Source organism: Acidilobus sp. (assembly GCF_049973875.1).
Lineage (GTDB): Archaea > Thermoproteota > Thermoprotei_A > Sulfolobales > Acidilobaceae > Acidilobus.
On the sequence record NZ_JBMFJI010000005.1, the window covers coordinates 58,040 to 82,453 of the forward strand.

The following is a 24,414-nucleotide window of genomic DNA, read 5'->3' on the forward strand; positions in this document are numbered from 1 at the left end:
TGCGCTGGCAGTCAGCGCCCTTGTTCCTTTAATACAACTCGAAGTTAAGAATACTTGCGTTCTGCTCTTAAATCAAGGCTAAGTCTAATGGGGTCTCAATGTCACGTGCTCTAAGGGTTAGGCTTCTTATCACCATGGAAATCTGTAGGGACTTAGCTTACCCTCTATTGCCATAAAGGCTTCGCCCGGAGTCAGCACGGGTTTAGGATACTCGTTAAAGTCATCTATTGGAAGCCTGGGGCAACTAGTTATAACAAAGGTCTGGTACCAATCGCTGTCAAAGTTTGCAAGGATTTGAGGGGCCAGCGTACCAACGTAAAGCTCCTTATAATGCAGGCCGCGCCTGGACAGCATGGCCTCCAGCGCTGAGACCACCCAAGGTCTGTGCTGGCCTGTCTTAGTACCTACTATTATCCCCCATCGGCTGGAATTCATTGTCATGGATACTTTGAAAAGTCTCGAGGCGTAAAGTTTTTCCCCAGCCCCGGTCATATCATAGGCTTTGTCCTTATACACGTCTAGCTGTATCACAGGTCTAAAGGTTGCCAAGTAAAGGCCTAAAGCATGAAACTCGCCCCCGCTTATGATTACATAACCCTCCACTCCTCTCGGGACAAAGCTGTAGTCGCAGCCTATAACTTGGCCCTCTTCGTAGTAACTAGCTGGACCACGAAATGTAACGACCTCAAGACCTCTTTCTCTGAGGTAGCTAGCGGCAAATCTGTAAGCGTACAGGTACTGGGTTGTAGTGGCAACCGCTATCCTTCTAAGCGACCTAGCCCTCAATAAACTTAGCAGGGACTCCATGGTCTGCTCGCTCGGGAGCCCTACATACCTTGCAGCTATAAAGAACACCTTGACTCTGCCCTTAGGATTTACATTAACCCTATCGCCTAGATAATCAGGGTATGGCGTGTGGCCCACGTGAAGTATCGCGTCCACATAGCCCAGCGATGAGACCTCTCCATAATGTAGGTCGCAGGCGCCGAAGACGCTGTCCCCCTGTATGAGTATCCTGGCCTTTATAGCATCTGAGAGGCAGTCAGCTATCTCCCTGGAGTACTGCTTTAAGCCGTCAGGCAGCTGAAGCATGGCGGTGGCTCCAGCTAGCCCTTTATCTAGGTCGTCAGGCAGCTCTAACACGTATGGTATCTCTTGGCACTTCAGCTTCACTGTTTTCACGCTACATGTCGCTGCTGCAGGGGGAAGTTTAATTTGAAGGTAAATGTTTCCAAAGTTTCATAAAGGTCTTGTTACTCCTCCGAAGAGCTCTCAGAAGTGGCGTGAGCCCTCTGGGGAGGCTCCCTCCTCTTATCGAGGCTCTTCATAGCATGAGCCATGATGTGGGCTACTAGGTCTTCCGGTGACGTTACTCTGGTCCTCCTGCAGATGGGACAGACTAGGAGGCCTGAGCTAGCGTCTATAAATGCCCTGAACCTGGAGCCCGAAAACTCCACCACGACCTCCTTCAAGTCACCCTGCTCCACGGCAGGTCCCAGCCTAGTTTGCACCAATGGACTTTTTAGCGATCTCAGCCTTAAATAACTGGGCCGATGATTAGGCTGACCTGCACTGACTGCTCGGTATGAGGAGCACCGATCTCACTGAGGCCTCCTAATTTCCTCGGAACTTTCCATTGTCCTCTCTGCAACGGCAGGGCTCTCCACACTGCTTATCTTTTGAGCTATCTCCATGAGTAGTTTAGATGCCTCGCTAAGGGCCTTTAGACCGCCATCAGTTATCTTATACATGCCGTCTGGAGCCTTTTCTATTAAACCGTCCCTCTCTAACTTATAGACAACTGTGTAGAGAGTTACCGTGGGCGGGTTAAATGAAAACTTCTCTCTTATTATCTTCTTTAGCTGATATGGATACGTGGGACCCTCCTTTAAGGTTGCCAACACGTATATCCAAAGCGTCCTAACGGTTATGTTTACCAGAAGCCTGTTTATTGCCTTATTGAAACCATCGTTTGTCTTCTCCCTTTCCATGCTTACCACGCCTTACCTGTTTCCCTGAGAAGTTAAAATAACCAAACTACTTAAATAGCCTTCCGTACGCTAGAGAGAACATTGGTGCGGGGGTGCCCGAGCCTGGTCAAAGGGGTCGGGCTGAGGGCCCGATGGCGTAGGCCTGCGTGGGTTCGAAGCCCACCCCCCGCACCACGGGTACTTAATTGTACTTCCAGGGATTAACCAAAAGTGATCATACGATAAATCGAGACAGGTAGAACCCCCTATTTTTGCGTCGGTCCCTGGGTCCTGCGCTTTAGCTCACTCATCAGAGCTTCGGCCTTTTCTGCTATCTGTGAATCCATCTTTTCGTACTCATAATAACCTATGAGCTCATAGAACTCCTGCCTTGTCATTAGTTTGTCTAATATGTGCTTTTGCGTGCCCTTCTCCTTAAGTTCTAACAGGACGTCCTTCATGGCCTTCATGGCAGCCCTAAACGTGGTCACTGGGAAAATTACGAACTTATAACCGGCCTCCTCGAACTCCTTAGCGGTTATATAGGGAGTCTTGCCGAACTCTGTCATGTTTGCCAAAAGAGGCGCTTTCACCTTACGTGAGAACTCCTTAAACTCCTCTAGGTTATGGAGGGCCTCTGGAAATATAACGTCCGCCCCAGCCTCCACGTACATCTGAGCTCTCTCTATGGCGGCGTCTAGGCCCTCCACTTCGCGCGCGTCAGTCCTGGCTACTATAACCATGTCACTGCGCCTGGCCTCGACGGCGCTCATTATCTTCTTAACCATCTCGTCAGCCGGAACCACATGTTTGCCAGAGAGGTGACCGCACTTCTTAGGAAGCACCTGGTCCTCTATCTGAACAGCGGCTGCTCCTGCCTCCTCGAGCTCTTTAACGGTCCTGTAGACATTTATTGCCTCACCAAAGCCCGTGTCCGTGTCAACTATCATTGGCAAGTCAACTACCTCCATTATTCTTCTCGTGGCGCCAAGGACCTCAGAGAAGGTTATTATACTAAGGTCGGGCATCGCAAGGCTTCCAGTTAGCGCGGCGCCGGATAAGTAAATTGCCTTGAAGCCAACGCTCTCGGCCAGAAGGGCTGATGCTGGATCAAAGACCCCTGGCACTATAATTATGCCGCTACCCTTCATGAGCTTCCTTAGCCTGACCGCTGGGTGCAAGTCGCTTTTCTTCCTGTAAAGGTATGCCAACTTCCCAGCCCATCAGCTATGTGCTTGTGAAATTAATTAAATTTCACGTAATCCTCACAAGTGCAGCTAAGGGCGCATCGCCCTGAAATAACGGCTTTAAGCCTCAAGTCCAGAGGTAGTGTGCAGGTGAACCGTATGGGAGGAAGGCAGAGGACGACCCTCTTCATGACTAAGGAGCAGAGGGGTTCAGAACGGAAAGGCGGTAAGAGCAAGGAGGAAGGCAGCTCAGCTTGATAAGTCCCCCGTGGCCATCGCCAAGGAGGCAGCACAAGCTCATAGTTTTGTTGCCTGCCAGCGTGCTTAGCGTTGAACAGGACCTAAGGGACAAAACCTACAAGGCTGGGCTAATATCTAGGGCTCTGGCCATATTTAGGGTTGACGAGGTCAGGATATTCCTGGATGAGGAGTCGACACGTGATGATCAGGAGATGCTCTTAGAGCTGCTTAATTATCAGGTGGTTCCGCCACACCTTAAGAAGCAAGTTGTTGGCTTAAGTGAAAAGCTTAAGTATGCTGGCATTATGCCGCCACTGAACCTCCCCAACCATTTACCTCCAAGAAATCTCAATGAGGGGGACCTTATAGACGTCTTAATAACTACAAGGAAGGGTTCGCAGTGCAGCGTCTACATGGGAGAGGCTGGCGAGGGCCTGTTAAAGCCCTGCCACTTCAATGTCAATGACATAGTTGCTGCGCGCGTTATAAGAAGGTCTGGGAGGCAGTTTGAGCTAGAGCCCTCGTCGTGGGGCAATATATACACTGGGTACAAGGTCTTACGCTCTGGTAAGCTCTTAGCGGAGCTTCAAGAGCTCAAGGAACAGGGAGTGGCTCTGGTCGGCACTAGTAAGTATGGAACTACCGACTACTGGCTACTCAGAGGACTCCTAGGAAGACCCATAGCCTTGATAGTAGGTGGCCCGAAGAGCGGCCTACTTCAGTACACCTCCCGTAAGGCCTTTGACCTGCTGATTAACGCTGCGCCCCTGCAGGGCACGGAAACCTTAAGGAGCGAGGAGGCCCTCCTGGCATCCTTAACGCTGCTTAACACAATCCTTACCGACTAAGAGCGCTCAGGTTAGCAGCATTTATAATCTCAAAGGTACTCCCTTGGATTAGGGATGATCTGGAACTCGGGAACAGACCCCTAACGGGGGATGGTGAGTGCATGGCTTCTGACCGCCCTGCTCAACTCAAGGGCAAGGTAGCCCTTGTCACTGGAGGCAATAGGGGTATAGGAAAGGCCATAGCTATTAGGCTGGCCTCCATGGGTGCCAGCGTAGCTATAACTTATAGGAAGGCCGCTGATGAAGCCGAGAAGACCCTGGAAGAGATTAGGCGGATGGGCGTTCCCTCCATTGCAATAAGGATGAACCTAGGCTCCCCGGATGACATAAAATCTGCTGTGGAGCAGGCGAGAAGGGAGCTTGGCAGCATAGACGTCCTAGTTAATAACGCGGGCGTGGGGTACGCCTCTGAATTCCTTGACATGAACCCCGAGTCGTGGCATGCCCAGATAAGCTACGACTTAACGGGCCCATACCTTATAACTAGGGAAGCCCTGAAAGATATGATATCTAAGGAATGGGGGAGGATCATCTTCATATCAAGCGTGGCTGGTATTTATGGCCTGGACTTTCTAACAGCCTACTCTGCTGCCAAAGCAGGGCTCATAGGGTTAGCCAAGTCCCTTGCAATAGAGCTCATAAAGTATAACATAACTGTCAACGTAGTCGCTCCAGGCTTTGTGCAAACCAGGCTGGGACTTAGTTACTTCGAGTGGCTGGACAAGAAAACTGGGAGGGCCGGAAGCCTTGACAGGTACCTGTCCAGGATACCCCCTCACAGGCTGGTGACGCCCGAGGAAGTGGCTTCTGTAGTGGCTTTCCTGGCGGGCCCTGAGGCCAGCGGGGTCACTGGCCAAGTTATAGTGGTTGACGCGGGGGCATCCCTTGGCATTGGGACAGCTTAGGCCCCAGGCTCTCTGCTGCCACCCCGGCGGCCCAAGGGCACCCTGTGTATATAGCCGCACACCAGGCACCTCCTTACTACATACTTTTGCCTTCCCTGCGACCTCACTCTCACTGAAAGTGTCACGCCCGGTATGAGGGACACCTTACACCTCTTGCAGTAGGTCCTCTTTATCTCAGGCGGCAGCCTAACTCTTGTCATCTGGGATGTCCTAATTATGAGCTCGTTAACTCTTGAGGATAAATCGAAGTCGCCCTCGTGGGCAGCGTTAAAGGAGAACTGAGACAGCCTCATAATGTCTTCTAACACCAGCTCAGCCCTATTAGGCCTCGCCCTCCGGCTGCGGCTTCTCCTCAATTTTCTTCAGCTGCCTCTTGTACATCTCTAATAGCTCTTGCTCAGTTGTGGCGTCCTCTGGACCTTTGTCGTCCCTCCACCTTATAAACCTTGGGAACCTTATTGAAATGCCCGCACCTTTCCTCACGGCGTCCATACAGCACGTGTGAGCTGGGGAGAGGGTGAGCTCAGCGCCTATTACCTCAGCAACCTTAACCGGCTCGAACCAGACGTCAGCGTCGAGGTTTGACACTACCCTGGGATGCCTGTGGTCTATTATATATGGCTTGAACAGGTCGTACATGTTATTTATATCCTCATCGGTAAAGCCGCTTCCTACCTTGCACACGGTCTTAAAGACGTCATTGTTAGGATCATAAGCGGCTAATAGCAGCGTGCCAAGCTTGCCGCCGCGCTTGCCCTTACCATAGAAGGCTCCAACGGCGACCAGGTCCACAGTGTCCGACATCTCGCTCCTGTAGTCGCGCTTCAGCTTAACCCAAAGCCAGCCTCTCACGCCCGCCCTGTAGACGCTCTCATCATGTATAGCCTTTATCATAACTCCCTCAGCGCCGTCGGCTATTGCCTGAAGGAAGAAGTTCATTATCTCGTCAGGGTCGGAGCTCGCTATGTAATTGCTCATGACAACCCGGTCATTCGGTTCAAGTATTGACTCGAGGACCTTCCTCCTGTAGGGCAGAGGCCTGGTAGTCAGATCTTCATCGTCCTTCATTATTATGTCAAAGAGGAACAACCTAGTCGGTATTTCTTTCATCATCTTCTCTATATCATATTTTCTTCTCCTCTGCATCAGCTCCTGGAATGGCCTGAGCTCACCTGTGTCTGGATCTATGGCTACTATCTCTCCTTCAACTATTGCCTTCTTAGCCTTGATAGCTTCTCTCACTCCATCAGCTATATCGGGGTACATAGGAGTTATGTCCTCAAGCCTTCTGGAGAATATCTTTATCTTATCACCATCCTTATGTATCTGGCCCCTCTCGCCATCATATTTATACTCAACATAGGCCTTACCGCCTACCTTAGCCAATATTTCCTTAACGTCGTTAGCCCTCTCAGCCAACATAGGCCTTATAGGCGTGCCAACCTCCGGCTTGAGGCCCTTGAGGGCTTCGACGCCCTGCGTCGCCACTATCTTGGCTATTTCCCCCAGGTCGGCCCTTAGGTTGTACGCCCTTTCTATTAAGTCCCTCACGGCCGAGGAGCCTCCGTATGCCACTGCAAGGGCGTCCAGTATTGTCGCGTCACCTATGCCAAGCCTTAGCCTGCCCTCAACGAATCTGACTATATACCTTGCCTCTATCGGCTTAGCGTCCTTCAGGAGCCCCGCCAGCGTCTTCAGTTTAAGGTCCCTGCTGCTCTCCCCTGTGGCATAGGCTATTTTCATGAATGAGTCGAAGACCCTGCTGACGGTCAGCTGCGAGGAGCCGCCCCCCATAAAGGTCAGCAGGTTGCTCTTCAGGTGACCGCCTGTCTGGGCCAGCTGCTCGGCAACCTTTCCTGGATCCCCAAGCTTGTCCACAAGCTTCTGGACGTCGCCCTCGCTCTTGCCATAAGCCAAAGCTATGGCCTGCACTAGGAGCTTATCGCCCACCCCCAGCTCTGGTATGCCCTTCCAGTCAGGGCCTAGCTTACTCTGTATCATGTAAACGACCTTGTCTATAACGTCAGCGGGGGTCCTCTTCAGCAGGCCTGCCAAGAGCTGGGTGAGCTGAATCCTTGAAGTTATGCCCTCCATCGAGCTGAACGTGTTAGCTATGTCCTCGAACATCATATCTGAGGGCAACGCTTATCCCAATATAGTATAGCTGCTCGGAGTTAAAACGCAGAGAAGCGAGCACCTAAACGAGTCATGTAATGACTAAGGCAACGCCGGGGGTGGGATTTGAACCCACGCGCCCCTTATGGAGCAACGGGTCTCAAGCCCGTCCCCTTGGGCCGCTCGGGCACCCCGGCGCCAGATAGCCTAATGAAGAAGGGGTTCTAAAAAGCTATTTGCATCCAGGCAGAAGTTCGCGACTTAAGTAGCACGCAGCTAATGAAAGGTTTATGGAGTCCTGAATGCCTTAACCCTAAAAAGGACTTCCTATATCACTACTTGGAAAGACAATGAATCATCTGCCGGACTTTATCTCTATGTAGACGTCGCTCGGCACCTGTATCCTCATGAGCTTCTTTAAGACCCTCTCGTCAGCTTCTATGTCAATGAGTCTCTTGTGTATTCTCATCTCCCAGTGCTCCCAGTGCTTGCTGCCCTCGCCGTGTGGGAGCCTGAAGACAGGGACCTCTAGTCTCTTAGTAGGCAGCGGTATGGGCCCTCTCATGGGAACTCCTGTCTTCTGAGCTATATCCTTTATCTGCGCCACTACCTGCTCTAGGCTTTTTGCATTAGTGCTCCATAGCCATATTCTGACGTTAAATGCCATTGTGAGGCACCGCTTGAGCCGTTAGCTTCACTTCTTAACCTCTATCTTGGCAGGCTTTATATCTGTAACTATTCCGATGCCTATGGTCCTACCCATGTCCCTCATGGCGAAGCGACCAAGCTGCGGGAAGTCGCTGAACTTCTCAATAACCAGCGGCTTTATCGGCTTGAACTTAACTATGGCGGTGTCGCCAGCCTTTATGAACTGCGGGTTCTGCTCTATTGGGTTTCCAGTCCTTGGGTCTAGCTTAGCGACTATCTCGGTTATTCTGCATGCCACTGAAGCTGTGTGGACGTGTATCACTGGAGTGTAACCAACTGCTATAGCGCTTGGGTGCCAGACCACCACTATCCTTGCCGTGAACTCTTCGGCCACGGTGGGTGGGTTGTCAGCCCTGCCTATCACGTCGCCTCTCTTGACCTGGTTCTTCTCAACGCCCCTCAGCGCAACTCCCACGTTGTCTCCAGGCTCTGCCTGCGGCAGGTCCTGGTAGTGCATCTGTATGCTCTTGACGTCAGCAACTATGCCCTCAGGCATCACTATTACCCTGTCTCCTGGCTTGAGCACGCCCGTCTCAACTCTGCCCGTCACTACTGTGCCGGCGCCGGGGATGCTTAGCACGCTCTGCACGGGCAGCCTCAGAGGCTTGTCAACGGGCTTTGGAGGAACCTTTAAGTTATCGAGGGCCTCCACAAGCGTTGGCCCCTTGTACCATGGCATGTTGGGGCTTCTCTCTATTAGGTTCTCGCCAGTCCACGCACTGACAGGTATGAACGGTATGGCATCAACGTTGTAGCCTAGTCCCTTCAGGAACTTCTTCATGGTATTTACTATCTCCTCGTACCTCTGCTGGCTGTAGTTGACGTCAGGAGCGTCCATCTTGTTTATGACTACTATCAGCTGGTCAATGCCCAGGGTCTTGGCCAGGAGGGCGTGCTCTCTGGTCTGGCCCTCCGCGCTCATTCCCGCCTCAAACTCTCCCTTTCTAGATGAGATCACCAGCAGCGCTGCGTCTGCCTGGCTGGCGCCGGTTATCATGTTCTTCACGAAGTCCCTGTGGCCTGGGGCGTCGATAATTGTGAAGTAGTACTTCTTAGTCTCGAACTTCATGAAGGAGAGGTCTATTGTTATACCCCTCTCCCTCTCCTCCTTCATCTTGTCCAGCAGCCAGGCAAACTTGAACGACTCCTTTCCAGCGGCCTTGGCCTGCTCCTCGAGCTGCTGCATTACCTTGGGGTCTACGACCCCAAGCCTGTAAAGCAGGCTACCAGTGAGTGTGCTCTTACCGTGATCTATGTGCCCTATCACGACTAGGTTAAGGTGTGGCTTCTCGGGCACTATGGTTCACCTCTTCATTCCGCCTGCAATTAGTGAAGTGTGAGGGATTTAAAAATGCAGCTGAAGGTCTTGATGTGGAACGAAGGAGAGGAGTTTACCTTGAGCTGAGGGCTATCCTCTCTATCTCCTCCTTCTGCTTTATGGCGTAGCTTGAGGGGTCTCCCTTTGACGCAGCTATTATTTCAGCAGCTAGGCACTCCTCTATAGTCTTGGATGACCCAAAGGCGCAAAGCCTAGCCCCCTCAGCCATGAACCTGAGGGCTAGGTCCACCCTCCTCTGGGCTGAGACGTCCACTGAGACCCTATAGACTATTCCACCGTACATTATCCTCGTGGTCTCCTCCCTCGGCGCGGCATTCTCTATGGCACGGACAAGCACCTGAATGGGGTTCTCCCCCGTCTCCAGGTTTATGATTTCAAAGGCGGCCTTGACTATGTTGTAGGCCAGGGCCTTCTTGCCGCCGTTCCTGCCCGGCTGCATCAGCCTGTTTATGAGCCTCTCTACTATGGGCACCTCGGCCTTGCCAAACCTCCTGTGCTCGTGCCTCCCTCCTGTGTGGGGAAGCACGACGGGCCTTAGGCTTATGTACTTTTTGAGGCTTGGATCCCTTACCTCAACCCCCTCCCAGCTCCACTTGCCGAAGAGCTTTATTGCACCTAGGTTGCCCACCTCAGAGAGCTCTGGGAGCTTCACCTGCTCTGCCATGGCTGCACCCCTTACACCTTTACGGCTGTAGTTTTTAAGCGAACTTCAAGGCTATAAATGCGTGTCAAGTCAGCAAAGATGGACTTAAGAGCCTTAGAGGCTAGTAGTGTAAGGGGCGCTTAAACATTGCCAGAGGACGAGCTGCTAAAAGTCAAGTACGTCCAACCATTCTACAGGCTTCTGCGGGACGTCAACAGCGGAGCTGGAGCCTACGTGGTGGGACTCTCATTGCTGCTTGAAAATAACGAGGAGTTTACGATGGTTAACATACCCATGGATGTAGCTGAAGCTATAAAGCTCATAAACGACAGCGACATGCCGCCCAGGAGACAGAGCATATATACTTTCCTATCGTCTCACGAGGACTTTAAAGAGATCCTGAGAAAGACCTTGAAGAGGGTCGTAATAGATGAACTTGAGGCCGACACTGGGGTTTACACCGCAACTGTGGAATTTGAGGACGGAGGCATAAGCATAAGCGTTAAAATGATACCCAGCCATGCAATATATCTAGCACTTATAAGTGGTAAACCCATATTTGTTAGTAAAAAGCTTGTCGATATGGAAAAGTGGTGGGGAAATGAGAGTAGCGAGGGTGAGGAAGGGGATCAGCCTTAGCCGTCTGCGCGTTAATCTTCAGTGCGGCGCTCCTCCTATACAGGTGAAATCGCTAACATAGGCTAATAAGAGCTCTAGCTGAAGGTTAGATTAACGCGTGAGCTAGGGGTGCCAGGCTACATTGTATAAAAGACCACGAACTTAGATGGCGACCATATAATTAACTCATGTAACAGATCATCTTAGAACCATAAAGCAGTTAAGAAGTGGCGGTTGCTCATCTCTTAACCTTCTGCTTCTTACCTTTCCACAGAGCGTCCAGGGAAACTCCGTTAACAGCTATTACCTTATACTTGACTCCGGGTATGTCACCCATAGCCCTGCCCTTAGGGCCTCCTATGCCCTCAATTATAACTTCATCGTGCTCATCTATATACAGTATGCCTCCGTCCTTAGGCACGAACGCTGTCACTACCTTCTTGTTCTTGACCAGCTGAACCCTAACGCACTTACGCAGCGCAGCGTTGGGCTGTCTTGACGGTATACCTACCTTCTCAAGCACTATTCCTCTAGCCATGGGTGAGCCCTCGAGTGGATCATACTTTTCCTTAAGCTTTAGCATCCTTATCTTGAACTCGCTCTTGGCCCACTTGAACTTGAGCCTGCTCTTCCTGAGCTTGCGTGCCGCGAACAGCCCATTCGGTCCCTCTGGCATTCTGTTAATCCCCTCACTCTGCTCCAGGCATGAATTTAAAAACTTCCATCAGTTACCTAATGACCACCTTGTCCACATTAAAGAGCTTAGTCAGAATTATCCTTGCTCTCTTGACGTTCCTGCCGTCCCTCCCGATGGCCTTGCCTTTCTCGTCATCTTTAACCTTAACATAAACAACCTTGCCGTCATTCTTATCAACTACGTCCACCTTAAGTACCGTCACGCCGGGGAAGAGGTTTCTAACCATTGATTCGAGATCCGCAGAGTACTCTACAACTTCAACATTCTTGTTCAATATTCTAGACAAGGTCTTCACGTTTCTTCCATCCTTTCCTATGGCCTTCCCTATGTCGTTCTTATCGACTAAATAGAATATCCTGTTGCCCTCGGCGTCCTCTATCGCCCTGTAAACCATGGCCCCCGTGATATCCTGAAAGAGTGATATGAAGCGCAGTTCCTCAAGTCCTATCCTGTCTCCCTTAGAGTTAGCGTCGGACTGTGCCACCCCGACCTCCCCTTACCTGCCCTCTGACAGAACGTCAAGGATCCTTGAGTCACCGGGGTTCAGAATTGCTATTACCGAGACCTTGAATGGTTTTCCTATGAGCGAGCCCAGGTCTGCTGATGTTCCTTTGTAGACGTACAATGGAACGCCGTTTATATTGGCCAAAGACTCTATGTTCTTCCTGACATCCGACGGAGCGTTATCAGCGACTATGATGCCTTTAGCCTGATTCTTAAGGAGCAGCTTCAGCGCCCTGCGGGCTCCTAAGCTTAGCTTTCCACTCTTGGCCGCCGCCTTAAGTTCCCTCTCAAACAGCGCCTCTGACACCTAGGTCACCTCACTCCTGCCCTGTCTTACTTGGCTCTTCCTGCTGGCTTACCTTAGGTTGCAGAGATTTAAGAGCGTTGATGCCTACCGATAACATCACTATGCCGGTGCCAACCCTGGGAGGCAGCCCTGCCACTATGCTCTCCGTGACGCCGCTGAACTTCTCCTCCTCGCCTTTGACCGCCGCATTATAAAGCTGGTTGACCGTCACCTCGAAGGCCGCACGAGCTATGACGCTGGGCTTCTCACCTACAACTCCCAACCTGCCTATCTGCCTTATCTTGCCTGTCCACGTCATTATGTCGGCCACCAACATGACGTGTCTGATGTCAACGTCTAGGCCCGAGCTCTGCAGCACGTCCATTATTTCTTTTATTATAGAGTTCCTGGCGGCCTCGATGCCTAAAACGCCCGCTATCTCGTATATGTTGTTAGTCTCCACTCTTGTGGCGTCCACTCCGTCTATCTTCATGACTTCGGCTAAGTTGCTGCCCTCAGCTATTATGACATACTCGTGCTTGCCCGTCTTTTCATCTGTGTGCTCCTGTATTATTGTCCTTTTGATGCCTTTTATCCCCCTCACGTAGCCCTTCTTTATCTTAGATACTATCTCAGAGTAACTGCGAAGGTCATAAAGCGCATCGTCAGGTAACACGCTCTCACTGACATTAAGCACTATTGTGTACTCGTCTTCGCCTTTGCTCACGTCACCCAGTTTAAGCCGCTCAAAGGCCTCTATTATTTCGTCTTCGGTGAGCCCTCTGTCAGTTACCATGTCTGGATCTAACTTAACTATGAAGGTTCTGTCGCCTAACGTGTAGCTTATTTCGTCAACTATGTTGCCTATCGTGGTATACTCTATCTCCCTCGCTATCTTACGCGCCATCTCCAGGTTCTCAGCATACTTTTCTTCAAGGTAAATCTTCATCATAGGTGTCGAGGGCTCGTGCCGGGCGTCAACTATCTCTATGAGCCTCGGAAGTCCCAAGGTAACGTCGAACTCCATGAGGCCTGCGTAGTGGAATGTCCTCAGCGTCATCTGAGTTCCTGGCTCCCCTATAGACTGGGCTGTTACCACGCCAACAGCTTCACCTGGCTGAACCATTGATGAGATATATGCCCTCACGGCATCCTCTATAACCTTAATCTTTTGTTCAGCGCTCAGCTCCTGGCTCTCAGCCACCTTGCTATAGAGCTCGTCATATAAGCTTGGAGGCAGCAGCGACTTAGCCGCGTCAAGCTTTCTCTTAAGCGTCTCTCCAAGCTCCATCTCAGAGGTTTCCGCTTCCTTCTTAGTCCTCCTGGACCTCACCTTTCTCCCCTCGTCCGACGTCCTCTTGGCCACCTTCATGCACCCCCTTGCTTGACCTTTTCAATAAGCCTGTCCACATTTACTGCCTTGCCATGATAGGTCTTCTGTGGATCTACGCCATCCTCGCCGTATCTGAACTGAACTATGTTATCCTGAGAGTCTCTCACTGTGCCGTCATATGCAACGTAAAGGTCCTGCAGGGCGTTTATCAGCCTCCTCTGCATATAGCCGCTCTGTGAGGTCTTCAGCGCAGTATCGACTAGGCCCTCCCTGCCGCCTGCGGCGTGGAAGAACACCTCATGCGGCTTCAGCCCCTCCCTGAAGTTGCTAACAACGAAGCCCCTCGCCTCTGGCGAGAGGTCGCCCGGCCTGAAGTGCGGCAGCGTGCGGGTCCTGAAGCCCCTTACTATTCTTCTCCCTCTCACCGTCTGCTGGCCCAGCATGGCGGCCATCTGCGTTATGTTAATGTCGCTTCCCCTTGCCCCCGTCCTGGCCATTATGAAGGCGTTATTGAATGGGTTCATGTAGCCTATAGCCGTCTTACCAGCGTCGTCCCTCAGTTTCTGGAGCCTCTGGATTATCTTGAGCTCCAGGCTCTCCTCAAGGGTCCTGCCAGGTATTATCTCGAGAGTTCCATTCCTGTACTGCTCTATTAACTTCATGACGTCATCCTTAGCCTCCTCAGTCATCTTAGCTATCTTGTCTCTGGCCTCCCTAGGTATCTCTATGTCGCTTATCGATATGCTGAAGCCCCTAAGCTCCAGCATTCTTATGAACATCCTGTACATGGTGTCAAGCAACTGCCTTGCGGCTGCGTTGCCATACTCCAACGCTATGTAGTGGAGCACGCTCTCCGGCTGCTCAGCACCTATGGTGTTCTTGTCGAACACGCCCTCCAGGAGCCTCCCTCTCCTTATCACTACATATGAGTCGAAGAAGCAGTCTTCGCCGTCACACTTGAGGTCTCCAGCGTTTATCTTCGCCCGGCCGCTGAAGTTGAAGTCGTTTGGCAGGAAGAGGCTAACCAGCTGCTTGCCGGTCCACAGAGGCCTTGGTTTAAGTATTGCAGGCTCCGGCAGCTCACCGCTGTAGCTTGCCGCGGCTAACAGCCTGCCCACGGCCTCCTTATCAAGCAGGGTAGTTTTAACGGTGAGCAGGTACGCGCCGCTTATGTAGTCCTGCCTTCCGCCTATTATGGGCCCGCCGTACCTAGGGGTCAGTATGTGGTTCTCCACCAGCAGCAGGTTCAAGGCCTCCGCGCGGGCCTCCTCAAGTCTTGGCACGTGCAGGTTCATCTCGTCTCCGTCAAAGTCGGCATTGTACGGCGCGCATACCAGTAGGTTGAGCCTGAAAGTCCTACCGGGCATAACCCTTACCTTGTGACCCATTATTGACATCCTGTGAAGGCTGGGCTGCCTGTTGAAGAGCACTATGTCGCCATCTATTAGGTGCCTTTCAACAATATCACCTACCTCAAGGCTCTCAGCTAACTGCCTCAGGTTGCGCTGGTACCTCAGGTCCAGCTTAACCCCTTCCCTCTTCTTGTACACTATGGTGGCGCCTGGCCACTGGTAGGGGCCGTTCAGGACGTACTTCCTGGCCTCCTCTATGTTAAACTTCGTGATTACCATAGGCACTGTCAGTATCTTTGCTACCTCTATTGGGACGCCTACCTCGTCAATACTTATTAGTGGGTCCGGAGATATCACAGTCCTTGAAGAGAAGTTAACCCTTTTGCCGTTTAAGTTGCCCCTCAGCCTGCCCTCCTTGCCCTTAAGCCTCTGTGCCAACGTCTTGAGCTGCTTCCTGCCCCTGTGCGAGAGCTGGTATATGTTCGGCAGTTCATTGTCTATATATGCCGCTATTACGTTCTGAAGCGCCTGCCAGGCCTCCTCTATCATAGACTCAGGAGCGCTGGACGAAATGAAATTCTTGAGCCTCTCGTTCTGTCTAACTATCTCTGCAAGCGCGTGGGTCAGGTCGTCCTCAGCCCTTGAACCGCTCTCCATAGTTATTGAGGGCCTCACCGAGAGCGGGGGCACAGGAAGCACCGTGAGGACGGCCCACTCGGGCCTGGCTGACCTGGGGTCCCAGCCCAACAGCTCCACGTCGTCATCTGGTATTTTCTCTAGTCTCTCCCTGACGTCGCTCGGCGTCAGCCTGACCTCGCCCTCAGGTTTAACCTCATAGAAGTTATACGGCTTGATGAACTTTATCTTGTACTGCTTGGCGCCGCAGTGCGGGCACTCGGTGGTAGAGGATGCCTCCTTTATCACCTCCTCTACAAATATGTCGGCGAGCAGCGGCCACTTCTCCCTGAGCCTCCTATATATGCTTAGCATGTACGCCGCCTTCTGAGGCGGGATAAGTATCCTTCCGCAGCTCCTGCACGTGGACTGCAGCAGCTGGTAGATCTTGTCTCCAAGGTGCGGGAGCACCACAGGCCTGGCAAGGTCTATTTTGCCGAAGTGCCCAGGGCAGTCCTGCCTAGTGTTGCCGCAGACAGGACACCTCTCGCCAGGCTCTATAGCGCCGAAGTGCGGGTCCCTGAGCCCTCCCATTACTGGAGAGCCGTCAACCTCGTATATCTCTGGTCTTATCACAGTTACCTTGGCCATCTCCCTGATCTCGCGAGGGCTCAGAAGGCTGAACCTTATGCCGCTAATTGTGTACCTCTCGCGCTCCTCGCCTGGGCTGTACGACATGACCTGTCACCTCATGAAGCGCTTCCATTACCATTACTCTTGTCATTGTTACCCTGGTTTCCATTAGCGGCGGCGCTTAGCTTAGACATGCCAGCCTGCGAGATCCTGTCCAGGAGCGAGATCCTGTCGGAGACCTCAATCTTGGGCTTAATTCCCATGCTCATGATCTCCTGCAGGAACAGCTTAAACGCATAGGGCACCTTCACGGGCTTTATGTCACCGTTCTCACCGTGTATCGGGCACTCATATACGTTCTTCCTGCTGTTGTACCAAGCTATGTGACCGCACAGTGTGCAGACGTACATGGTGTAGGCATCGCTGCCGTCGAGCATCCTATCCCTTAGCAGCATGGTTGCTCCATGGCCTACGAGACAGTCCCTCTCCATCTCTCCGAACCTTAGACCTCCCTGCCTGGCCTTACCCTCCGTGGGCTGCCTTGTGAGGAGCTGCACCTTACCTGTAGCCCTGGCATGCATCTTGTCGGCTACCATGTGGTACAGCCTCTGATAGAAGACTACACCTATGGAAATAGGTGTCTCAAGCAGCTGGCCTGTGCGGCCGTCGTACATAACTTCTGTTCCGTCAGGGCTGTAGCCATGTTTAATTAGTATGATCTTGTACTGGTCAACGTCGTCCTTATAGAACGGCGTGCCGTCAACATACCTAGCTTCCATGGCTGCAGCCTTACCAGTTATGAGCTCAAGTATCTGCCCCACGGTCATACGCGAAGGTATTCCGTGCGGGTTAATTATAATGTCAGGGACTATGCCATCTTCGGTGTAAGGCATGTCGTACTTGGGGTAAAGCATGCCTACTACTCCCTTCTGTCCATGTCTGCTTGCGAACTTATCGCCAAGCTCAGGTATCCTCAGGTCCCTGACCTTTACCTTCACCAACAGGTTCCTGTCGGTGGTCTGAGTTATGAGCACTGTATCTACTACGCCGTGCTCCCCATACCTCAGCTGCACGCTCGTGTCCCTCTTGGTTAGAGTTCCTAGGCTCATAACGCGCTCCTCGCCAAGGAACCTTGGCGGGCTCTCCCTACCTACAAGTACGTCTCCGCCATCAACCTCAACCTCAGGCTCTATGATTCCGTCTGGACCTAACTTGGTGTAGTACTGATCTCCCTTGTGATCATAAAGTTTTGGCGAGGGGACCGTTATGGTGTCTTTAAGGCCGCCAGCGTAGGTGTTTTCCATGACTGTATATACCCTAAAGAAGTGAGCCCTTCCAAGGCCATAGTCGACGCTTGTCTTATTCATTATTATCGCGTCCTCCATGTTGTAGCCCATGTAGGGCATTATTGCCACAACGAAGTTCTGTCCCGAGGGCCTATCATTATAGCCTATCTCCTCAAGCGACCTAGTCTGAACTATAGGCTTCTGCGGGTAGTGAAGCAGGTAGGCGTGGCTGTCCATGCGGTACTGGTAGTTCAGCGCATAAAGGCCTAGGGCCTGCTTTGCCATGGCAGCCTGGTAGGTGTTCCTCGGGCTCTGGTTGTGCTCCAAGAACGGAGTTATTGACGTGACCACACTGAATATGCCTGGCGTCCACATCTCCAGGTGAGTGTGCTCAGGGGTCACCTCCTCTGGGGACTCGGCTACATAGGCGTTCTCCTCCTCGTCAGGGTCCAGGAACTCTATAACGCCGTTTCTCACCAGGTCCCAGAAGGACATCTCGCCCCGCTTAACCTTCTCCACCATTTCCTTCGTCAGCCTTGGCTTTCCGTTCTCGACAACTATGACAGGCCTCATCAGCCTACCTTCATCGGTGTTTATGTAAACCTCCTTGATGCTGCCCTGCTCTATGTAGGCGACGCTCACCTCATAGCTTAAGCTTCCTGACCTCCTCATAGCTATAAGCTTCCTGCGCAGCTCCGCGCCGTCCTGAACGTAGCCTATTGGCTTACCGTTGAGGAACACCTTGGCCATGTTAGTGTACTTCTCTATAGCTTCAGGCTGGCCGCTTGCTATCTCCTTAATGGCGTCGTCCAGCGGTATCAAGTCCATGCTCATTAGTATGTTCTTCACGTGCTGCTCGTTAACGCCAACCGATATGTATGCCGTCATGGCCAAATTCTTGACAAGGCCGCAGTTTATGCCCTCCGGCGTCTCGAACGGACAAAGCCTTCCCCAGTGAGTTCCGTGCAGGTCCCTGGCCTCAAAGTTCGACTCCCCTCTGCTCAGCGGTGATATGACCCTCCTCAGGTGGCTGAGCAGGCTCATCCAGTTGGTCCTGTCAAGTGCCTGGCTTACTCCAGTCCTGTTGCCGGTCCAGTTGCCTGTCGCCAGGGCGGCCCTCACCCTCTCAGTTATGATATCGGGCCTCACCAGGCTTCTCAGGTCCCTCACCTTCCTGTGCTGGCTTATGTACTCCTCGAGCTCGCTCGCTATCAGGGTCGCAAGCTGCTGGAATGCATCCCTAAAGATCTCTGCTATGAGGTCGCCTGCGAGCCTCAGGCGCTTGTTAGCCAGGTGATCCTTGTCATCCTCCTGCCTCTTGCCTAAGTAAAGCTGCAGGACCCTGTTCGCCATCTCGCCGAGGAAGTACGCTTTAGCAAGCCTGTCGGCCGGCGTCAGACCTATGTGGGGTAAGAACTGAGTGTCTATGAACTCCTCCGCGCGCTGTATCCTTATCTCCCTGGGCTGCCCAGGCGCTATCCTGTTGCCAAGGAACTCCAGGGCGTCCTCCTTGGTCCTTATGGCGGCGCTCACCTTCTCAAAGCTCGGCAGCAGCTCCCTCTGCACGTCGGGGTCTGGCGAAACCGCCGCCGCTATCTCCGCATCCTTCTCAAGTCCGAGCGCCTTCATCATCACTATGAATGGTATCCTATAGTTAAGCCTGCTCATGCTTACCTCAAGTGATCCGTCGCTCATCCTATCCACTATAACTTGTCTTCTCAGGCCAAGTATTGTTGAAACAGTCTTAGCGCTGTGCGTTATCTTTGCGGTGTTAGCCGTTGAGACCCCCACTATTATCCTATTTACTGCCAGGTCCTCCTGAGCCACCACAACCCTCTCGCTGCCATTTATAATGAAGTAACCTCCAGGATCGTTGGGGTCCTCACCAGCCTCCAGGAGCTCCCTGTAGCTGGCCTTAGAGAGCGGATCAACGACGGACTTAACCATTATGGGGAAGTCTCCCACCTTTACCTCGTCACTGTAGACCTCGGTGCCATTTTCTACAAGCTTCATCTGAAGGTAGAGGGGGGCGGAGTACGTGAAGTTCCTTAGCCTTGCCTCTAGGGGCGTTACGTCCTTGCGTCTCATGGTACCGTCGGCTTCCTTTACCTGGGGCTCGCCTATGCGTATTTTCCCAAGCACTATCTTTATATCAGGGCCTTCCTCTGGGGCCGCCTCCCTCCTCCTGCTGACCTGTTTGTAAAGAGGCCTTATCTCCCCAAAGGAATCAACTATCTCTTGCATGCGCTCTGTCACGAAGGCATTATACGAGTCCAGGTGCTGTCTGGCAAGCCCCGTCTCACGTATGTACTGCCTGAATACGATCCATAGGTCATCCTTGGTTAGCTGCTCAGATGCCATTAAGCTCACCCACTCAATAGGACACGACTACCCTATAAACTACGTGTTTCCCAGCGGTGGGCGAGTCGCGCTCTATTTCAACAATATCTCCTGGCTTGCCTCCCAGCAGCTTAATAATGGGGTCGTTGGCGCTGATCCTCGGAAGCTGCCACGGCTTAACGCCAAGCCTATTAAGCACTTCAACCGCCTCCTCTATGCTCAGTATACGATGCTTTGGCACAAGTACGTGATTAAGTATCCTTTCATCTGGCCTAGCAGATGGCAAACTACCTAGCACCCCTCCTACAGCCTCTGGTTGGACCCCGAGGTTATCTAGTTAACTGAAGCGCTAACGTCTCTCAGGAAATTTGCGCCTAACCATGGGTTGTCCAACGAGGATAAGCCCTTGGACTGCTGCACAGTAGAACATGAAGGAGCCCTTCAGGGCTGTGGCGGGCCCGCCGGGATTCGAACCCGGGACTTCCGCCCGCGGCTGGGCGTCGCGGCCTACGGGTTAAAAGCCCGCCGCTCTATCCTGGCTGAGCTACGGGCCCACCAAAGCCCGTAGTCTCTAAGAAGTTTTTTAAATCTGATCAATCTCATCAACGATTCTAGTGATGATATTAATGCTATACCTGATCATAGCGGATAAATACGTAGTTTATGCGCTGTGATCAGATCCTCCTAACAGGACTAGAACAACGTTAATAACATCTTAATCCTCTACAGTTGTTATCCCCATGTAGGCCAGCCACTCCACGAACACTGGAAGTACCGCTTCTATGTCAGTATAGCCTGAGTTTCTTAGGATGTTCTCTAACTGGGACCTCCTTATCGAGTCGGAGTCCCCTATTACATCGAATATGTCCTTAAATGGTTCCACATCATCGCTCAGCGACTTTATCAGCAGCCTGAGCTCCCTGCCCTGCAGCTCTACAGCCCTCTTGCCCTCGCTGGTTATTATTAGGTTTCCCTTGTCCTCCCTCAGGAGGCCCAAGGAGACCGCTGCGTCAACAACGTGAGGTAACAGGTCCATATCAACGTTAAGAAGCTCGTCTAACCTGGACGAGTCAACGACTCCTCCTGAGGTGGCTATATACCTCACTAGCCCTAGCACCTGGTCAAGAGTTACGGGGGGCAAAGTTTTCACTTCATGATTCACCAATTCCTAATGTGTAGGTTACTGAACGCAAACTTATAGCCTTTTAGCAGTAGGAAGGCCACGTTTTCCTATGTATAGATCTTTGTCCTGCATAACTTTTTAAATCTCAGGGACTCTTTCTCTATATAGAGGTGAACAGGTTGAGTAAGCTCTCGATTATCGTGTTCTCGGGAACGGAGGACAAGCTTATACCTCTTGGAGTTGTATCGCAGGGGGCCGCTGCCCTGGGCTATGAAGTCAGGGTTTTTGTGACGGGCTGGGCGATGCTAAGGTTCCTCAGGAAGCCAGCCCAGCCCACCTGGCCCAAGGAGTTCGAAGCTATGGTACCGCAGCTGGCTAAGGGTATGCAGATGAATAACGTGCCAAGCTGGCTTGACATGCTTAAGGAGGCCAAGAACCTGGGCGCCAAGATCTACGCCTGCAGCATGATGGCGCAAGTAATGGGCCTTAAGAAGGAGGACTTTGACCCAAGCCTCATTGACGACGTGGTTGGCGTGGCGACCTTCCTGCAGGAGGCCGAGGGCGGGCAGGTTATCTTCATATGACCTGGTGGAGCTCCATGCAGCCCCAGGAAGGGCGAAAGGTCGTAATAGTGGGCGGCGGCGCTGGGGGCCTGATACTTGCAAACTCGCTTGCAAGGAGGGAGGGATTTTCCGTAACCCTAATAAATGACACTCCGTACCATTACTACCTGCCCCAGCTGCTTCAAATAGCCTTCAGGGGCGACGACTCGCAGCTGAAAAGGGAGCTTGCAGAGCTAGTAAAGAAAAATGTGAACCTTCTCATAGATTCCGTTGAAACGGTGGACCTTAATAACAGGACGATCCTTACAAGGTCAGGCAGGTCTATCAGCTATGATATAGTCGTCTTAGCTCCAGGACTATCCATAGACCATACGGCAATTAAAGGAAATGACAAGTTGGTCTCCCTTTATGGTGACTTCCACTCCACGCCTGACAACGCCTGGAGGACGTTTAACATGATAAGCAACCTCAAGAAGGGTAAGCTCGTAATAGCGGTAGCTGATCCTGGCCACAGGTGCCCTCCGTCCCCTTACGAGGGCGCCCTGCTGGCTGACGAGGCCCTGAGGGCCAGGGGCGTGAGAGACCAGGTCGAGATAACCTTAGCTGTCCCATACCCGAGGGCTTACCCGGCCGAGACGTTCAACGAAGTCTTAGAGCCCATTCTTAAGGAGAGGGGAATTAACATAGAGACCTTCTTTACAGTTGACACTGTGGATGCTGATAACAGAAAAATGACCTCGCTTGAGGGAGGGGAGCTCTCATTCGATGCGGCTATAGTTGTTCCTATTCACAGGGGTCCAAAGGTAAAGGTAGTCCCAGAGGACCTGAAAACGGAAGACGAATTCATAAAGGCGGACAAGTTGACCAACCGCATAGGGGACTTTGACGATGCGTTTGCAATAGGTGACTCCTCCACGTCAACCACGGCTAGAACTGGAGTGACGGCGCACCTAGAGGCCAAGGTCGTCGAGAAGAGACTGCTCGGCCTCAGCGACCAGAACACTGGAAGAACCAACTGCCCCACAGAGATAGGGTTTGAAATGGGCACCTTCGTCATAAGTGACTTCAGTCACCCTTCTGTCAAGCTGCCGCCTAAGAGGGTGTTCTTTATAATGAAGAGGCTTTTTGCGGACACCTACTGGGATGTTCTAAAGCACCCAGAGTTCTGGGACCCCATATTTGACGTCTATTTTGAGGCCACGTCGCCTGAGAGGCTGTGGAAGATGTTTCCGTGAGGTGAGATTCCATGGCTCAGGTCGAAAGGCAGGCGGAGGCCCTTGAGAGGCTTCTTGACATAGCATCTACTCTGAACGAACTGCTCTCAGATGAGGAGCTGCTGAGGGCTGTCGCCAGGTTGCTGATAACGCCCGAGACCCTTCTTGTAATAGATAGGTTACCTCAGATAATGCAGCTCCTTGAGAGGCTTACGAGGCCTGAGACTCTGGAGAAGCTCAACGCCGTGGCAGACATGATAGATAGCCTTGACGTGGGCGTCCTAAGGTCATTAGCTTCATCCCTGTCCGCTGGGGCTCAGGTCAACAACTTAAGCGACCTAGTGAGGTCGCTGGGCGACAAGGATGTCATAAACGGGCTGGCCGTGGCGCTTAACATTGCAAAGGCGCTTGGGGCGCGCTTAGCGAACCAGAAGTAGCCCCTCCGCGTTTGCTTAAAACGTCAAGAAAGTCTGTGATGTAATATTTTTATACGCTTTTGTACGCTTGTATCCTGGCCATCTAAAAAGAAAGGTGGGATTTTGACCAAGAGGATAGTAATAGCTGGAGGAGGCGTTGGTGGTTACGTCGCCGCAAAGAGGATCGTTGATGGAATTAAGCAGAGCGGCGCAGATGCGGAGGTCACCGTTATAAATAAGGACCCGTATCACTTTATGCCGCCGCTTTTCTTCGATGTGGCGCTTGGCTACGCTACTTCCGACGATACAAGGGCGCCGATACAGAACATGGAAAAATATGGAATTAAGGTTACTGTAGATGAAATACAGTCCATAGATGCTGCCAACAGGACCGTAGTGGGCGCCAGAGGCAAGTACCAGTACGACTACCTATTGGTAGCCTTAGGCATAGATTACGGGTGGAGCGCCTACCCAGGCTTAGACAAGGATGGTGTTCACAATTTCGACCTTGACGGGGCTATTAAGATGAAAGAGGCCCTGAACCAAGTTAAAGACGGCCAGAACATAACCATATTGATACCAGAGTTGCCATTCAGGTGTGGCATCTACCCATATGAGGCTGCCCCCACGCTTTCAGCCTTCTTCAGGGCAAGAAACAAGAAGGTCAGCATAAGGCTAATAGATCCGATGCCATCCCCCATACCGCCGCTTGGACCCTCCATATCTAGGTTCCTTGCTGAGCAGCTAGAGCAGTATGGAGTAGAATATGTACCTAACTCGAAGTTCAGGGAGGTGGACCCAAGTAAGAAGGAGGTAATAACTGCAAGCGGCGAGTTCAAGTACGACCTGCTTGTTAAAGTGCCCCCGTCTAGGCTCCCAAAGGCTCTTGCCAACAGCGGTGAGGACTTCGTCTTTAAGCAGGACCCAAGGTGGGCCCCTGCCCTGCCTAACGCCAGGCATCCCAAGTACGATGACATTTACATGGCCAGCGAGCACTCGCTGCCCCCCATGGGCATAGGGCTGGCCGGCGTCTTTGTAGAGTCAGTTGCAATAACAGCTGCAACCAATATAGTTAGCGACCTCATTGGAGGCTTTGGGCCAGCGTTCGCCCCAAGCCCAGTGTCCTGCTTTGGCTACGCCGGCGACAAGGGCTGGGCTGGCACCTGCGAGATGCCATTCGACCCCAACAAGGGAACTTACGCCATAAAGTGCTACTTCACCGGCGTCTACTCAATTGGGAGGCTGCTCAAGCAGTCCTTCTACCATGGCTGGATAGACGGGCTTAAGTTCTGAGGGGTGAGAGAATATGGCAGAGGCCAAGAAGCAGGAGACCCCCGTGGAGTCCGTCCCGCCCGAGGTTCAGGCCCAAGCCCTTGCCGAGCTCCTTGATGCCATAGTAAACCTGAAGAGGAGCGGCCTGCTGGGCATGATCTCCTACCTTGCAGACAAGGCCGAGGACTCGTTCCTCTCGGCCGCCAC

At 52.3% G+C, this 24,414-nt stretch carries 24 protein-coding genes and 3 tRNA genes; 8 read left to right on the forward strand and 19 right to left on the reverse strand.

Annotation, left to right across the window (positions count from 1 at the left end):
* Nucleotides 1-129: 129 nt before the first annotated feature.
* From dph2 to ACP5H1_RS03265, 3 genes are all read right to left on the reverse strand, one after another.
* Nucleotides 130-1,182, reverse strand: a complete 1,053-nt coding sequence (dph2, locus tag ACP5H1_RS03255) for a diphthamide biosynthesis enzyme Dph2 (protein ID WP_427971642.1) — start codon at nt 1,180-1,182, stop codon at nt 130-132.
* Between the two features lie 71 nt (nt 1,183-1,253).
* Nucleotides 1,254-1,514, reverse strand: coding sequence for a hypothetical protein (locus ACP5H1_RS03260; RefSeq protein ID WP_427971645.1), 261 nt, complete (start codon nt 1,512-1,514; stop codon nt 1,254-1,256).
* Between the two features lie 87 nt (nt 1,515-1,601).
* A complete protein-coding gene (locus ACP5H1_RS03265) occupies nt 1,602-1,991 on the reverse strand; it encodes a PadR family transcriptional regulator (RefSeq protein ID WP_427971698.1) in 390 nt (129 codons plus the stop codon).
* A gap of 86 nt (nt 1,992-2,077) precedes the next feature.
* Between ACP5H1_RS03265 and ACP5H1_RS03270 the strand changes: the two genes are divergently transcribed.
* A tRNA-Leu gene (locus ACP5H1_RS03270) sits at nt 2,078-2,165 on the forward strand.
* Between the two features lie 71 nt (nt 2,166-2,236).
* Here the strand turns inward: ACP5H1_RS03270 and prpB are convergent.
* A complete protein-coding gene (gene prpB, locus ACP5H1_RS03275) occupies nt 2,237-3,181 on the reverse strand; it encodes a methylisocitrate lyase (RefSeq protein WP_427971647.1) in 945 nt (314 codons plus the stop codon).
* A 230-nt stretch (nt 3,182-3,411) separates the two neighbouring features.
* Here prpB and ACP5H1_RS03280 point away from each other — a divergent pair, with 230 nt between their 5' ends.
* Together ACP5H1_RS03280 and ACP5H1_RS03285 are read left to right on the forward strand one after the other, a co-directional pair.
* Complete coding sequence (locus ACP5H1_RS03280; RefSeq protein ID WP_427971650.1) at nt 3,412-4,245, forward strand: putative RNA uridine N3 methyltransferase; 834 nt, start codon at nt 3,412-3,414, stop codon at nt 4,243-4,245.
* A gap of 101 nt (nt 4,246-4,346) precedes the next feature.
* Complete coding sequence (locus ACP5H1_RS03285) at nt 4,347-5,150, forward strand: SDR family NAD(P)-dependent oxidoreductase (RefSeq protein ID WP_427971653.1); 804 nt, start codon at nt 4,347-4,349, stop codon at nt 5,148-5,150.
* Here ACP5H1_RS03285 and ACP5H1_RS03290 read toward each other — a convergent pair.
* The 6 genes from ACP5H1_RS03290 to ACP5H1_RS03315 all read right to left on the reverse strand — a co-directional run bounded on the left by ACP5H1_RS03290 (nt 5,147) and on the right by ACP5H1_RS03315 (nt 9,976).
* Nucleotides 5,147-5,458, reverse strand: coding sequence for a ribonuclease P protein component 4 (locus tag ACP5H1_RS03290; protein ID WP_427971656.1), 312 nt, complete (start codon nt 5,456-5,458; stop codon nt 5,147-5,149). The two genes, ACP5H1_RS03285 and ACP5H1_RS03290, sit on opposite strands and share 4 nt — an antisense overlap.
* A 13-nt stretch (nt 5,459-5,471) precedes the next feature.
* On the reverse strand, nt 5,472-7,280 hold the full coding sequence (locus ACP5H1_RS03295) for an ATP-dependent DNA ligase (protein ID WP_148217294.1): 1,809 nt from the start codon (nt 7,278-7,280) through the stop codon (nt 5,472-5,474).
* 96 nt (nt 7,281-7,376) lie between these two features.
* Nucleotides 7,377-7,462 (reverse strand) — tRNA-Ser (locus ACP5H1_RS03300).
* A gap of 158 nt (nt 7,463-7,620) precedes the next feature.
* Nucleotides 7,621-7,932, reverse strand: coding sequence for a 30S ribosomal protein S10 (gene rpsJ, locus ACP5H1_RS03305; protein ID WP_427971659.1), 312 nt, complete (start codon nt 7,930-7,932; stop codon nt 7,621-7,623).
* 27 nt (nt 7,933-7,959) lie between these two features.
* On the reverse strand, nt 7,960-9,273 hold the full coding sequence (gene tuf / locus ACP5H1_RS03310; protein ID WP_427971701.1) for a translation elongation factor EF-1 subunit alpha: 1,314 nt from the start codon (nt 9,271-9,273) through the stop codon (nt 7,960-7,962).
* 91 nt (nt 9,274-9,364) lie between these two features.
* Complete coding sequence (locus ACP5H1_RS03315; protein ID WP_427971661.1) at nt 9,365-9,976, reverse strand: 30S ribosomal protein S7; 612 nt, start codon at nt 9,974-9,976, stop codon at nt 9,365-9,367.
* Nucleotides 9,977-10,102: 126 nt separating this feature from the next.
* Between ACP5H1_RS03315 and ACP5H1_RS03320 the strand changes: the two genes are divergently transcribed.
* Nucleotides 10,103-10,594 (forward strand): bifunctional nuclease family protein, encoded by a 492-nt coding sequence (locus tag ACP5H1_RS03320; protein WP_427971664.1) that lies wholly within the window; start codon nt 10,103-10,105, stop codon nt 10,592-10,594.
* Nucleotides 10,595-10,811: 217 nt separating this feature from the next.
* On the opposite strand, the gene ACP5H1_RS03325 is transcribed toward ACP5H1_RS03320, so the two are convergent.
* From ACP5H1_RS03325 to ACP5H1_RS03365, 9 genes are all read right to left on the reverse strand, one after another.
* Entirely contained in the window at nt 10,812-11,249 is a 438-nt protein-coding gene (locus ACP5H1_RS03325) for a 30S ribosomal protein S12 (RefSeq protein WP_013267097.1), read from the reverse strand.
* A gap of 52 nt (nt 11,250-11,301) precedes the next feature.
* Nucleotides 11,302-11,754, reverse strand: a complete 453-nt coding sequence (locus ACP5H1_RS03330; RefSeq protein WP_013267096.1) for a NusA-like transcription termination signal-binding factor — start codon at nt 11,752-11,754, stop codon at nt 11,302-11,304.
* 12 nt (nt 11,755-11,766) lie between these two features.
* Entirely contained in the window at nt 11,767-12,081 is a 315-nt protein-coding gene (locus tag ACP5H1_RS03335) for a 50S ribosomal protein L30e (RefSeq protein WP_427971668.1), read from the reverse strand.
* 10 nt (nt 12,082-12,091) lie between these two features.
* Nucleotides 12,092-13,351 (reverse strand): DNA-directed RNA polymerase subunit A'', encoded by a 1,260-nt coding sequence (gene rpoA2 / locus ACP5H1_RS03340; protein ID WP_427971702.1) that lies wholly within the window; start codon nt 13,349-13,351, stop codon nt 12,092-12,094.
* Nucleotides 13,352-13,428: 77 nt separating this feature from the next.
* Nucleotides 13,429-16,098 (reverse strand): DNA-directed RNA polymerase subunit A', encoded by a 2,670-nt coding sequence (rpoA1, locus tag ACP5H1_RS03345; RefSeq protein WP_427971671.1) that lies wholly within the window; start codon nt 16,096-16,098, stop codon nt 13,429-13,431.
* An 11-nt stretch (nt 16,099-16,109) separates the two neighbouring features.
* Entirely contained in the window at nt 16,110-19,640 is a 3,531-nt protein-coding gene (locus ACP5H1_RS03350; protein ID WP_427971673.1) for a DNA-directed RNA polymerase subunit B, read from the reverse strand.
* A 13-nt stretch (nt 19,641-19,653) separates the two neighbouring features.
* Nucleotides 19,654-19,905, reverse strand: a complete 252-nt coding sequence (locus tag ACP5H1_RS03355) for a DNA-directed RNA polymerase subunit H (RefSeq protein ID WP_427971675.1) — start codon at nt 19,903-19,905, stop codon at nt 19,654-19,656.
* A 164-nt stretch (nt 19,906-20,069) separates the two neighbouring features.
* A tRNA-Lys gene (locus tag ACP5H1_RS03360) sits at nt 20,070-20,173 on the reverse strand.
* A gap of 161 nt (nt 20,174-20,334) precedes the next feature.
* On the reverse strand, nt 20,335-20,760 hold the full coding sequence (locus tag ACP5H1_RS03365; protein ID WP_427971677.1) for an AAA-associated domain-containing protein: 426 nt from the start codon (nt 20,758-20,760) through the stop codon (nt 20,335-20,337).
* Between the two features lie 152 nt (nt 20,761-20,912).
* On the opposite strand from ACP5H1_RS03365, the gene ACP5H1_RS03370 reads away from it, so the two are divergent.
* The 4 genes from ACP5H1_RS03370 (at nt 20,913) to ACP5H1_RS03385 (ending at nt 24,228) form a co-directional block, all read left to right on the forward strand.
* A complete protein-coding gene (locus ACP5H1_RS03370; protein ID WP_427971679.1) occupies nt 20,913-21,326 on the forward strand; it encodes a DsrE/DsrF/DrsH-like family protein in 414 nt (137 codons plus the stop codon).
* Nucleotides 21,327-21,340: 14 nt separating this feature from the next.
* Nucleotides 21,341-22,540, forward strand: coding sequence for an NAD(P)/FAD-dependent oxidoreductase (locus ACP5H1_RS03375; RefSeq protein ID WP_427971682.1), 1,200 nt, complete (start codon nt 21,341-21,343; stop codon nt 22,538-22,540).
* 11 nt (nt 22,541-22,551) lie between these two features.
* Entirely contained in the window at nt 22,552-22,956 is a 405-nt protein-coding gene (locus ACP5H1_RS03380) for a DUF1641 domain-containing protein (protein ID WP_427971685.1), read from the forward strand.
* Nucleotides 22,957-23,058: 102 nt separating this feature from the next.
* Nucleotides 23,059-24,228 carry an NAD(P)/FAD-dependent oxidoreductase gene (locus ACP5H1_RS03385; RefSeq protein ID WP_427971688.1) on the forward strand — a complete coding sequence of 390 codons (1,170 nt, stop codon included), beginning with the start codon at nt 23,059-23,061 and terminating at the stop codon, nt 24,226-24,228.
* Nucleotides 24,229-24,414 lie beyond the last annotated feature (186 nt).

What these genes read in the sequence shown, in the direction of transcription:
- rpoA1 (WP_427971671.1), bottom strand. Translation starts at nt 16,098, where the DNA reads ATGTCGTACAGCCCAGGCGAGGAGCGCGAGAGGTACACAATTAGCGGC.
- ACP5H1_RS03315 (WP_427971661.1), bottom strand. Translation starts at nt 9,976, where the DNA reads ATGGCAGAGCAGGTGAAGCTCCCAGAGCTCTCTGAGGTGGGCAACCTA.
- ACP5H1_RS03380 (WP_427971685.1), top strand. Translation starts at nt 22,552, where the DNA reads ATGGCTCAGGTCGAAAGGCAGGCGGAGGCCCTTGAGAGGCTTCTTGAC.
- ACP5H1_RS03375 (WP_427971682.1), top strand. Translation starts at nt 21,341, where the DNA reads ATGCAGCCCCAGGAAGGGCGAAAGGTCGTAATAGTGGGCGGCGGCGCT.
- ACP5H1_RS03325 (WP_013267097.1), bottom strand. Translation starts at nt 11,249, where the DNA reads ATGCCAGAGGGACCGAATGGGCTGTTCGCGGCACGCAAGCTCAGGAAG.
- ACP5H1_RS03295 (WP_148217294.1), bottom strand. Translation starts at nt 7,280, where the DNA reads ATGATGTTCGAGGACATAGCTAACACGTTCAGCTCGATGGAGGGCATA.
- rpoA2 (WP_427971702.1), bottom strand. Translation starts at nt 13,351, where the DNA reads ATGGAGCTTGGAGAGACGCTTAAGAGAAAGCTTGACGCGGCTAAGTCG.
- ACP5H1_RS03285 (WP_427971653.1), top strand. Translation starts at nt 4,347, where the DNA reads ATGGCTTCTGACCGCCCTGCTCAACTCAAGGGCAAGGTAGCCCTTGTC.
- ACP5H1_RS03265 (WP_427971698.1), bottom strand. Translation starts at nt 1,991, where the DNA reads ATGGAAAGGGAGAAGACAAACGATGGTTTCAATAAGGCAATAAACAGG.
- rpsJ (WP_427971659.1), bottom strand. Translation starts at nt 7,932, where the DNA reads ATGGCATTTAACGTCAGAATATGGCTATGGAGCACTAATGCAAAAAGC.
- ACP5H1_RS03350 (WP_427971673.1), bottom strand. Translation starts at nt 19,640, where the DNA reads ATGGCATCTGAGCAGCTAACCAAGGATGACCTATGGATCGTATTCAGG.